The organism is Pseudomonas sp. Pso3, assembly GCF_055393275.1.
The window spans coordinates 3942314-3953440 of the sequence record NZ_AP043687.1; the positions used below are offsets into that span (position 1 = coordinate 3942314).

Sequence of the window (11127 nt, forward strand, 5' to 3'; positions counted from 1 at the left end):
GGCTCAGGTACGGTTGCGAATGCGCTCGACGATGGCGGTGGTGGAGCTGTTCTCCACCAGACCGAGGATGCGCACCTCGCCGCCGTAGCCCTGCACGATCTGGGCGCCGACCACCTCGTCCACGCTCTTGTAGTCGCCGCCCTTGACCAGCACGTCCGGGCGCACCTGTTCCAGCAGGCGCTCCGGGGTGTTCTCGCTGAAGGGGATGACCCAGTCCACCGCGCCGAGGCCGGCCAGCACCGCCATGCGCCGGTCGACGCTGTTGATCGGTCGACCGGGGCCTTTCAGCCGGGTCACCGAGGCATCGTCGTTGACCGCCACGATCAGGCGATCACCCTGGGCGCGCGCCTGCTCCAGATAGGTCACGTGGCCGGCGTGGAGGATGTCGAAGCAGCCGTTGGTGAAGACGATCTTCTCGCCATGGGCGCGAGCGTCCTCGATGGCCAGCTGCAATTGTTCGAGGGACAGGACGCCGCGCTCGGAGCCTTCCGAACGCTGCACCGCGCGACGCAGCTCGGGGGCGCTGATGGCGGCGGTGCCCAGCTTGCCGACCACGATACCGGCAGCCAGATTGGCCAGCCCCACGGCCTGCGGCAGGTCTTCACCGGCGGCCAGGGCGGCGGCCAGGGTGGAGATCACGGTGTCGCCGGCGCCGGTGACGTCGAACACCTCGCGGGCCCGGGCCGGCAGGTGCAGGGCCGGCTGGGCGGGACGCAGCAGGGTCATGCCGTGCTCGCCACGGGTCACCAGCAGGGCGCCCAGCTCCAGGCGCGCCATCAGCTCGTTGCCCTTGGCGACCAGCTCGGCATCGTCGGCGCAGACACCGACGATGGCTTCGAATTCGGACAGATTCGGCGTGATCAGGCTGGCGCCACGATAGATGGAGAAATCCTTGCCCTTGGGATCGGCCAGCACCGGGATGTTGCGGGCCTTGGCCAGCTGGATCAGCGCCTGGTGGTTCTTCAGCGCGCCCTTGCCGTAGTCGGACAGCACCAGCACCTTGACCCCGGCCAGCATGGCGGCGGTGTCCGAGGCCAGCGCCTGGGGATCGGTGTCGAAGGGCTCTTCGAAGTCGACGCGGATCAGCTGCTGGTGGCGACTCATGATGCGCAGCTTGACGATGGTCGGCTGCTGGGCGATGCGCTGGAAGCGCACCTGCACATGGGCGGCTCTCAGGCTGTCGGTGAGGGCATCGGCGGCTTCGTCCTGACCGGTGACGCCGACCAGATAGGCCGGCGCGCCCAGGGCGGCGATGTTGAGGGCGACGTTGGCCGCGCCACCGGGACGATCCTCGTGCTGGTCGACGCGGACCACGGGCACCGGCGCCTCGGGGGAGATCCGCGAGGTGGTGCCGTGCCAGTAGCGGTCGAGCATCACGTCGCCAACCACCAGGACCGGCGCGAGATCGAAGCGAGGCATGGTCAGCTTCATAGGGACAGGCTCCAAAGCGCGAAAATGGCGGCGATCATAGCATAGGGGCCAAGGCGCCCCGGAAGCGCCTGCCGGCGGGAGAGGCCGGGGTCAGAGCTCGTCGCGGCGGCTTAGCCAGAACAGCTCGTGACGCCGCACGGCCTTGCGGAAGAATTCGTCTTCCCCGGTGCGCGGCCAGCGGCGACCGGCCAGCAGCCACTGGATGGCCCGGCGCAGGCGCTTCTTGGCCGGCAGCGGCACCAGCAGGTCGTGCTGCATCCCCAGGGCCATGGCCTTGTCCAGCCGCCGTTCGGGGGTCAGCAGCGGACTCCAGGGCACCAGGGGGGCCGGCGTCTCGATGGCGGGTGGCAGGGCGATGCCGCCCTCGGCCGGCCCCATGGGCCAGCGGTCGTTGTCGTGCAGGTGATTGGCGTAGAGCAATTCGAGCTCGGGCTGCCACTGGCTGAGGGTCAGGGCCTCGCGCAGGGCCTGGGTGCTGGCCACGTGATCGGCATGGGGATCGATCTGCGGATGCGGCAGCACCACCACCTCGGGGCGGAAGTGCTCCAGCAGGGCCACCAGATCGGCCACCAGGTTGCGCCAGGTGGGGGCGCCGTCGACATCGCCGGGCAGTTGCAGGGGGTTGTGGCGACGGGCACTGCGCACATCGCCTTCGCCGGATTCGCGGGAGCCGAAGGCGTCTTCCGGCGCCTGGCGCATGGCCGGCAGCTGCAGGCAGTAGTAGCCCAGCTGCACGCAACGCTCTGTTGGTACCCCACCCCACAGCGGGGTGACCAGGCTGTCCCAGGTGCGCAGGCGCCCCTTGAGCCGGGCCGCCGCCTGGCGATCGAGGCCCAGGCGCTGGTAGTGCGCGGCCTCGATTTCGCCCTGGGTCAGGGTGACGATGCTGGCTTCCCGCGCCTGGCTGTAGAGGCCGAAGGCGGCCAGCTCGGCGTCGTCGGCGTGGGGCGCGATGACCATCACTCTCTTGCTGCGGAGGTCCGGCTGGGCGAAGACGTGCAGGCGCAACTCGCCCTGCAGCCGACAGAAGCGCGTCCAGAGGTGCAATTCGCCGCGCCGCAGGGCCTCGGCATAGCCGCTGAGATTGACATAGCGCCGCCCGGCCACGCCGCGCTCGAAGTCCTGGCGATCCGCGTCGTCACCTGCGCGCAGACGTACTTGGGGATCCAGTAATCGGCCCAGCCAACCGGCCTTGAGGCGGCATTCCAGGAACAGCGTCAGCTCGCCCGGCGGCAATTCCACCGCGGCCAGGCGACCGTGCCGCAGATGCAGGCCCAGCACCAGGGTGTCGGCAGGGAACTGGTAGCTGTAGTTGTCGCGCGGCGAATAGAAGAGGTGATCGGCGAACCAGGCCTCGTGGCCGAGCCACACCAGCAGCGCCAGCAGCGGCGCGCTCCACCAGGGCCCCAGCGCCAGGCAGCCGAGCAGCACGACGGCGATGATGGCCAGGACCAGCCGCTTGTGGCGGCGGTGACGTTTGAGCAGGGCTTGTTTGCGGGCGGTCATCTCAGCTCTCGAAGACGGTGACGCGGTGGCACCAGCGGTCCTTGTAGTCGCGATCGGCGCGGCCGAAGGAATAACGCAACGTCTTGCCCAGGGCGCGGGCGTCCTGCCAGGCGGCCTGGGTGTTCAGATAGGTGAGGACGCTGCCCGGACTCAGGTCGCTGGCCGCGGGATCGACGCCGCCGTTGACGTACTCGACGCTGATCCAGTCGGGCGCTTCCACCCGATAGAGCACCTGGATCGCCACCGGGCGCTCGCCGAGCATGAGCAGCGAACCGGTCATGAATTCCCGCAGCAGGGCGAACACCTCGGCCAGCCGGGTCTTGCCCGGTACCTCGAAGCCCCAGCGCGCCTCGAACAGCTCGGCATAGATCCGTGCCTGCTCGGCGCTGTCCAGCTCGGCCATGGGGACCGCGCGGCCACCGGCGTCTTCGAACAGCCGCTGCTCGCGTCTCTGGTTGTAGCGGAATTTCTTCGACCAGGCTTCCGGCTCGCGGAGCATGGCCAGCTCTTCGCTCTGCCGGCGCAGACCGGCGAAACGCTCGTCGCACAGCGGCGACAGATAGCGGGCGCGCTGGCGCAGGGGCGCCAGCGCGCCAGGGGCGGCCGGCAGGATGATCTCGGCGTTGCCCAGGTCGAACAGGGCACGCTGGCGGCGCTTCTTCAGCACCGCGCGCGACAGCGCCAGCTCGCGCCCCCAGCAGGGTACCGCCGCCTGCAGGCCATCAGCGCCGGGCCAGCCCAGGTAGCGCACCGGGATGCCGGCCAGCTCGGCCAGGCGGGCGATGACCTCGGGGTGGGTGGCGACGCTGCCGCCATGACGCTGCCAGGCAGCGGCGTAGTCGGCGGCGGAAATCGTGGTCCAGCCGCGCTCGCGCCAGAAGCGGAATCTGTTCAGCATTCGATCGTCGGCGCCGGCGGCGCGACCTCCTCGAACTGCTTGGCATGCAGCCGCGCATAGTAGCCGTTCAGCGCCAGGAGCTCGCCATGGCTGCCACGCTCGACGATGCGGCCATTATCCATCACCAGGATCAGGTCGGCCTTCTCGATGGTGGAGAGGCGGTGGGCGATCACCAGGGTGGTACGGCCCTGCATGACGCGATCCAGTGCGGCCTGGATGTGACGCTCGGACTCGGTGTCCAGCGCCGAGGTGGCTTCGTCGAGGATCAGCAGCGGCGCGTTCTTCAGCAGGGCCCGGGCGATGGCCAGGCGCTGGCGCTGGCCGCCGGAGAGCAGCACGCCGTTCTCGCCGACCTGGGTGTCGTATTTCTGCGGCAGACGCTCGATGAATTCGTCGGCATAGGCCGCCTCGGCCGCCGCCCTGACCTGCTCCATGGGCGCCCCGGCCAGATCGCCATAGGCGATGTTGTTGGTGACGCTGTCGTTGAACAGGGTGACGTGCTGGGTGACCAGGGCGATGTGCCGGCGCAGGTTGGTCAGGCGATAGTCCTGGATCTCCAGGCCATCGAGGAGGATCTCGCCCTCTTCGTGCTGGTAGAAGCGCGGGATGAGATTGGCCAGGGTCGACTTGCCGCTGCCCGAGCGACCCACCAGGGCCACCATCTGGCCGGGCTCGGCGACGAAGTCGATGCCTTCCAGCACCGCCTTCTCGGTACCCGGATAGCGGAAGGTCAGGTTGCGCACCTCCAGGCGACCCTGGACGCGCTCGCGCTCTTCGCGGCCTTCGTCGCGCTCGGCGGGTTCGTCGAGTTGCTCGAAGATGCTTTCCGCGCCGGCCACGCCGCGCTGGATGGTGGAGCTGACCTCGGAGAGCTGGCGGATCGGCTTGGGCAAGAGGCCGGCCATGGTGATGTAGGCTACCAGGTCACCGGCGGAAGCTTCGCCGCGCAGCCAGAGCACCAGGAACATCAGCACCGCCATGGCCGAGTAGATGACCAGCTGCAGCATGGGCGTATAGACCGCGCCGGTCTTGGTCATGGTCAGCTGCTTGTCGGTGTTGGCCGTGCTGGAATCGAGGAAGCGCTGCTGCTCGTAGCGCTCGCCACCGAAGCTGCGCACCACCCGATAGCCCTGGATGGCTTCGGAGGTGATGTGGGTGACGTCGCCCATGGCCGACTGGATCTTGCTGCTCTGCTTGCGGAACTTGCGACTGGCGCTGGTCACCATCAGGGCGATCAGCGGCAGGATGGCCACCATCACCAGGGTCAGTTTCCAGTTCATCCACAGCAGGGAAGCGAACAGGAAGACCACGGTCATGCCTTCGCGGATCACCACCTTGATCGCCTCGGTAGCGGCGCCGGTCACCATGGTGACGTTGAAGGTGATGCGCGAGATCAGATGACCCGAGTTGTTGGCGTCGAAGTAGCGATTGGGCAGCCGCAGCATGTGGTTGAACAGCGCCACCCGCAGGTCGTGCACCAGGCCGAGGGAGACCCGCGCCAGGAAGTAGTTGCCGAGAAAGGAACCGACGCCCTGCCAGGCGGCGATCAGGATGATCATCAGCGGCACCGCCTGCACCAGGTGCAGGCCACCGACGATGGGCCAGCCCGGAAACATGGAGGCATTGGGGTTGTTCAGGCCATCGACGAAGTACTTGAGGATGCCCGCCAGCATCGGCTGGGTGGAGGCGAAAATCAGGAAGCCGACGATACTCAGGGCGAACATGCCGATGTAGGGCCGCACGTAGCCGAGCAGGCGGAAATAGATCTTCAGACTGGAGGTCTGCGCAGGGGAGTCTTGGCTCATGGTCTCGTCGTGACGCAAAAGCGCCATGTTAACACGCACCCGCCGCCGACCCAGCGGCGGGATTTTCCGCTAGGCTTGCCCTCCCCTGCTGCGGAACCCTGACATGCAACCGCTGATCGCCACCTATGCCGAACTCAAGGACTACTGGCGCCTGGAGGTGCTGGATGCGCCGGGCAAGCCCTTGCGCCTCAAGCGCCTGTTCCGGCGCGTAGCGGCCGGAGAGAGTGCGAGCTTTCTGTTCTGGTATCGCCTGGCGCAATTTCTCTACTGCCGCCCGCGCGGCCTGCTCAACTATCGCAAGCTGGCCGAGCGCATCAATCGCCGGCTGATCCGTCGGCACAATATCGAGATCCTGCTGGGCGCGCGCATCGGCCCCGGGTTGCGCCTGCCCCATCGCATGGGCATCTGCGTGTCGAATCTGGCGGTGATCGGGCGCAACGTGATGATCCGCCAGCACACCACCATCGGCATCAAGAGCGACGATCCGGCGCGACTGGTCGGCATCTTCATCGGCGACAACGTCAGCCTCGGTGCCCACGTCTGCATCGTCGGCGACCACCTGACCATCGGCGACAACGTGGTGGTCGGCGCCGGCGCCCTGGTGATGCGCGACATCCCCGCCGACAGCCTCTACTACAGCCGCCACGAGGCGGTGATCCGCCCGCTGCCGGGCGCTACGCCCGGGGATGCCGCCCGCTGAGGACGGTCCGCAGCATCTGCGGCAGGACGCCATACAGATACAGCCGGTTGCCCAAGAGCTGCCGCCCCAGATAGCGCAGCACCTTGCCGCGCGAGGCGCCCTTGTAGTGCAGGCGCAGCAGCAGGGCGACATAGAATTTCTCGATGTCGCGAAAGCGCCGCTGGGCCGGGGTCTCGGCTTCCAGTTCGGACAGCGAATGGTCGAGGATGCCCGCGCAAAGCAATTCGACCGGCTCTTCCCGCGCCAGCGCCTGCACCCGCAGGAAAAAGGAGACATCGACGCCATAGAGGGCGAAGCGCTCGTCGAAGACATCGCCGTGGCGGGCCGCGATACGCGCGGCCAGGCCCTGCGTCAGGCACAGCCCCGAACTGATGGTCACGGTGGCCTGGGGATCCAGGGGGCCCTCCGCGGTCACCACCGCCTTGTATTGATGGGGATAGCGGATGGCGCCCGCCCCCAGCACCAGGGGCACCAGCAACTCGGCCTGCTGCCCGAGCGCCTGCAGAAAGCGTGCGTCCACCACGGTGTCCTGGTCGAAGATCACCAGGCGCTCGGCGCCCAGCCGCAAGGCCTGGTTGTAGACCCGGCTCAGCGGCGGATTGCCGAGGTCCTCGCTGATGAGCACCTCCGTCCAGCCCGGCGCGGCGAGCAGCGTCTGGCGATCCGCCTGAGCCAGGGGCTGGGGCCCGTTGTTCCAGACCAGCAGGACGCTGTCGGCCGGCAGGCTGGCGGAGGGCTGGGCCAGCAGGCTGTCGAGGGTGGCCGACTCCCCAGGGCGCAAGCCATAGAGGACGACGAGAAAGAGCGTTTGCATGGGCTTTCCTGAGGATGGCGGCCTAGCCGCGCACCCGCTTGCGCAGGTAGTCGAGGGCCGCGCTGGCTTCGTCGGCCAGGTGCGGACGCGGCAGGTCGTTGGGCCAGATGCCTTCGGCGAAGGCCTGGCGATCCCCGCCGCCGAGGCGCTCGCTCAGCGCCCGCTCCCACCAGACGTGGCGGCAGGCGCGGGCATAGCTGTCCTGGGGCGCCAGGCAGCCGTAGAGCAGCTTGCGCCCCAGACTCGCGCGCTGCTTGTCCAGTCCGGCCAGTTGCCACTTCACCCGCAGGCGGGTCCAGACATCGGGCAGCGGCTTGGTCAGGGGCACCTCCTGCCAGTGCCGCTGCAGCTCCGGGGAATAGTCTTCGCCGTAGCGCTCGAAGAAGTGCGCCAGCATGAAGTGCAGAAAGCGCTTTTCCGCGTAGTAGTGGCGCACGGGACCGCGCGCCGCGCTGATGGCCAGATCCGCCAGGCTGAACGACAGGGCGATCTGCTCCAGGGTATGGACCTCCTCGTCGTGGCCATGCCAGTCGTCGATCAGGGCGATGGCCCGCTCGACCCGCGGCAGATGGCTGCGTGCCAGACCGCAGACGCCGCTGTTATAGAGCCGGGTCTCTTCCGCCGGCTCCTGGCCACGCGCGGCCAGGGCGGCGGCGAACCGGGCGAATTCCGGACGGGTACGGGCCTTGCGCCACGGCCACTCCTCGATGTCCATCAGCCCGCGCTGCTCATCGATGCCGTCGAACAGCGCGGCCAGCGGCGTCTGGACCACGGTGTCGCTGTCGAGGAACAGGGTCTTGTCGGCGGCGGGCAGCGCCCAGGCGATGGCGCAGGCCTTGCTGCGGTGCAGATAGCCGTGCTGCCCCTGCCAGGCCTTGAGCGTCGCCCCCTCGATGGCCAGCACTTCCACCGGCCAGCCGCGATAGTCCTGCGGCCGATCGGTCAGGATACGGAGGGCGATGTCCTGGCCCTGGCGCCAGTGCAGGGCGCTGAGCAGGCTGAATTTCAGCTCCTGCCGATAGGCCTGAGCACCGCCGTAGACGAAATACAGGAGTTGGCGTGTTGGGCGCATGTAAAGCTGCCGGCAAAAATCTGATTCTAGCAGCAAGCGGCCGGATAGGTCGTAAGGGTCACTTCACAGCCTGCCACCTTCGGGTAACATGCACGCCCTGACGTTGACGGGTCCTGCATGAAGCCTCTCGAACATTCGCGCTATCTCGAACTGCGCGACGCCGCCCAGGTAGTGGAAGCCGACCACCATGGCGACAAGGTCCTGCGCCTCACCGATGGCAGCTATCTCAAGCTGTTTCGCCGCAAGCGGCTGTTGACCTCGGCGGCGCTGTTTCCCTACGCCCAGCGTTTTGCCGACAACGCCCGCCAACTGGCCGAGCGCGGCATCCCCTGCCCGCAGGTTCTGGAGGTCTATCGCGCCGCCTCGCTGCAGCGCGACCTGGTGCACTACAGTCCGCTGCCGGGCGCCACCCTGCGTCAACTGCGTACCTCGAGCGAGGCCGCGACCCTGCGGCCGGCGCTGGGTCGCTTCATCGCCGAATTGCACGACAGTGGTGTCTATTTCCGTTCGCTGCACCTGGGCAACGTGGTGCTGACGCCGGAAGGCGAACTGGGGCTGATCGATATCGCCGACCTGCGCTGCCATGCGCGGCGTCTGCCGCTGCGCCTGCGGGTGCGCAACTTCCACCACCTGCTGCGCTATACCGAGGATCGCGACTGGCTGTTCGAACCCGGTCGCGAACCCTTCCTCAGGGCCTATGCCGAAGCCTGCCGCCAGCCCCTGGACTGGCGCGAGCTCGACCGGCAACTCCAGGACTAGTGCGGTGTTTCAGAAATTACCTGCACAATTTCGGCGGCGCTTTTTTGGCCTTGGCGGCGTTGCCGCTCCTCGCCATAGCCCTGCTATGACTCGTCGCGGCGCCTAGCCCATACCAAAAAAATCACTCGCCGATTCTTGCGCGAACTTCTGAAACACCACACTAGACCGGCACCGCCTGTCCCAGCGCCAGCTTGCGCCGGCGCTGCACCTCGGCGCCGGCGATCATCGCCGCGGGCAACAGCACCAGCGGCCACAACTCGTCCGGATTGCCGATCAGCTTGGCGCCATCGAAATTGAGCATCAGCAGGGCCACGGCCAGATAGAGTCCCCAGGGATCGCGCTGGCGCAGGGCCGCGCCCAGGCTGGCCAGCATCAGCACGCCAAAGATCAGCAGCGACACCAGGCCGGTGTAGATGCCGAAGGACACGAAGATGTTGTGCGGGTGCTGGATGGCCTCGGTGCCGTGCAGCAGGTCGTGACTCTGATAGCCCAGACCGCAGCCCAGCCACCAGCCGCAGGACTCCCAGTCCTTGATCATGAAGTGGAACAGCTCGATGCGCCCGGAGTCCGCGCGGCCCCAAAAGGCGACGAACCAGGCTTCGGTGTGCACCACCTGGATCACCCCGGCGATCAGGGCACTGACCAGGACCACCAGCGCCAGGGTGCGCAGCGGAAAGCGCGGAAAGGCGAAGAGCACGCCGAGGGCGGCGAGGAAGCCGATGCCGACCAGGCCGGTGCGGGTCTGCAGGGCGAAGGAGATGCCGACGATGGTGACCACCACGGCCGCCAGCAACTCGATCCAGCGCCGCTCGCGGATCCAGGTGGGCGCCGCCAGGCCGCCCAGGCAGACCATCCAGATGCTCACATAGATGGGATTGGAGATGCGTCCCGGCAGGTGGATGACCCGCTGGCCGACGGCATAGTGGCCGGTGAGCCAGAACACCAGGCTGGAGCCCACGGCATAGGCGCAGACCACCCAGAAGGCCAGGCGCACGAAGCCGGGCCGGCGAAAGAAGTCGCCATCCACCAGGCAGGCCACGCTCAGCACGAACAGCAGCACATAGAGGATGTGCTTGAAGAACTGCCCCTCCTCGGCCCGCACCCCCGGCACGATGAACCAGGCGAGAAACACCAGCCAGAGCAGCAGCAGCGGCGAGCGCCAGTCGATCAGCCGCGGGCGCAGCACGAAGAGGATCAGTGCCGGCAGGGCGATCGCCGCATAGTAGTAGCTGTTGATCCACTTCGCCGTGGGGATGCACAGGTAGGCGGCCATGAACACCAGCACCGCCAGGGTGAAATAGCGACTCTGCTGCAGGCGATTGAGCAAGGGTGTCACCACAACAGGGCTCCCAGGAGTGCACCGACCAGGAAGGCCAGTGCCAGTTTGATGCGTTCCATCCGCCGGCGCTTCCGCTTGTCGTTGCGGTCCTTGTCGCTGACCACGTGCTGGCCGAAGCCGGTGTGCAGCACGGCATCGTTTTCCAGGATCAGCGCGTGGCGCTGGGCGTCGGCATAGCGCCGGGACAGTTCCTTCTCGCCGCTCAGGTCGCCATAGGGCGCGTGCAGCAGGTAGTCGGCGCGCCGGCGCAGACCGGGATTGAAGGAAAAGCCCTGCCATTCGGGCTTGTGCGAGCCGACCTCATGAAAGGCGATGCCGGCATGCACCTGGCGCGGCTTGAGATAGACGTAGGGGCTGTGGATCGCCAGGTCATGGGCATGGCTGCGCAGCCAGACCTGCAGCGCCTGGGGATCGGCCTCCAGCAGCGCCTGGGAATCCTCGATGAAGCCCGGGCGATAGAAGGCCCAGTCGTCTTCGCAGTGAAAGATCCAGCTTGTCTCGACCCGGGCATAGGCGGCGTCGACGCTGCGCATCTGGCCGAGCTTGGGGTTGTTGACGATGAACTCGGTGTGCTCGCGCCAGTGCGCCGGGATGCAGTCGCGTACCGCTTCGTCGCCGGAGTCCTCGGTGATGAAGACCTGGCGGATGGGCGCGGTGTTGAATTCGTCGAAGGTCGCCAGCGTCTGCCTGAGCAGGTCGAAGCGCCCGCAGCTGGTGACGACCACAGAGATGTCGCTGTCGGCGGAAAACTGCACGTTCTACCCTTTCTGCCAGTTGAGTCGAAAGCCGGACCTTGCGCGGCG

10 protein-coding genes are annotated in these 11127 nt (G+C 67.5%); 2 read left to right on the top strand and 8 right to left on the bottom strand.

What is annotated here, in order from left to right:
* Nucleotides 1-3: 3 nt before the first annotated feature.
* From hldE to msbA, 4 genes are all read right to left on the bottom strand, one after another.
* Complete coding sequence (hldE, locus tag ACZ5R1_RS18570; RefSeq protein WP_027598567.1) at nucleotides 4-1431, bottom strand: bifunctional D-glycero-beta-D-manno-heptose-7-phosphate kinase/D-glycero-beta-D-manno-heptose 1-phosphate adenylyltransferase HldE; 1428 nt, start codon at nucleotides 1429-1431, stop codon at nucleotides 4-6.
* A gap of 90 nt (nucleotides 1432-1521) precedes the next feature.
* Nucleotides 1522-2937, bottom strand: coding sequence for a PIG-L deacetylase family protein (locus ACZ5R1_RS18575; protein ID WP_464712640.1), 1416 nt, complete (start codon nucleotides 2935-2937; stop codon nucleotides 1522-1524).
* Nucleotide 2938: 1 nt separating this feature from the next.
* Nucleotides 2939-3835, bottom strand: a complete 897-nt coding sequence (locus tag ACZ5R1_RS18580; protein ID WP_115946789.1) for a GNAT family N-acetyltransferase — start codon at nucleotides 3833-3835, stop codon at nucleotides 2939-2941.
* Nucleotides 3829-5640, bottom strand: a complete 1812-nt coding sequence (msbA, locus tag ACZ5R1_RS18585) for a lipid A export permease/ATP-binding protein MsbA (RefSeq protein ID WP_042136879.1) — start codon at nucleotides 5638-5640, stop codon at nucleotides 3829-3831. The genes ACZ5R1_RS18580 and msbA overlap by 7 nt, the downstream gene beginning before the upstream one ends.
* A 103-nt stretch (nucleotides 5641-5743) precedes the next feature.
* Between msbA and ACZ5R1_RS18590 the strand changes: the two genes are divergently transcribed.
* A complete protein-coding gene (locus tag ACZ5R1_RS18590) occupies nucleotides 5744-6340 on the top strand; it encodes a serine acetyltransferase (protein ID WP_115946788.1) in 597 nt (198 codons plus the stop codon).
* Here the strand turns inward: ACZ5R1_RS18590 and ACZ5R1_RS18595 are convergent.
* Both ACZ5R1_RS18595 and ACZ5R1_RS18600 read right to left on the bottom strand, forming a co-directional pair.
* Entirely contained in the window at nucleotides 6315-7154 is an 840-nt protein-coding gene (locus ACZ5R1_RS18595; protein WP_464712641.1) for a glycosyltransferase family protein, read from the bottom strand. The genes ACZ5R1_RS18590 and ACZ5R1_RS18595 overlap by 26 nt on opposite strands.
* A 22-nt stretch (nucleotides 7155-7176) precedes the next feature.
* Nucleotides 7177-8226, bottom strand: coding sequence for a hypothetical protein (locus ACZ5R1_RS18600; RefSeq protein WP_027598561.1), 1050 nt, complete (start codon nucleotides 8224-8226; stop codon nucleotides 7177-7179).
* Nucleotides 8227-8343: 117 nt separating this feature from the next.
* On the opposite strand from ACZ5R1_RS18600, the gene ACZ5R1_RS18605 reads away from it, so the two are divergent.
* The gene (locus ACZ5R1_RS18605; protein ID WP_027603044.1) at nucleotides 8344-8985 is read left to right on the top strand and encodes a lipopolysaccharide kinase InaA family protein; all 642 of its coding nucleotides are present in this window, start codon (nucleotides 8344-8346) and stop codon (nucleotides 8983-8985) included.
* A 160-nt stretch (nucleotides 8986-9145) separates the two neighbouring features.
* On the opposite strand, the gene ACZ5R1_RS18610 is transcribed toward ACZ5R1_RS18605, so the two are convergent.
* A complete protein-coding gene (locus ACZ5R1_RS18610; RefSeq protein ID WP_464712642.1) occupies nucleotides 9146-10324 on the bottom strand; it encodes an O-antigen ligase family protein in 1179 nt (392 codons plus the stop codon).
* Nucleotides 10318-11079, bottom strand: a complete 762-nt coding sequence (locus tag ACZ5R1_RS18615; protein ID WP_115946785.1) for a glycosyltransferase family 2 protein — start codon at nucleotides 11077-11079, stop codon at nucleotides 10318-10320. The genes ACZ5R1_RS18610 and ACZ5R1_RS18615 overlap by 7 nt, the downstream gene beginning before the upstream one ends.
* Nucleotides 11080-11127: the final 48 nt, after the last annotated feature.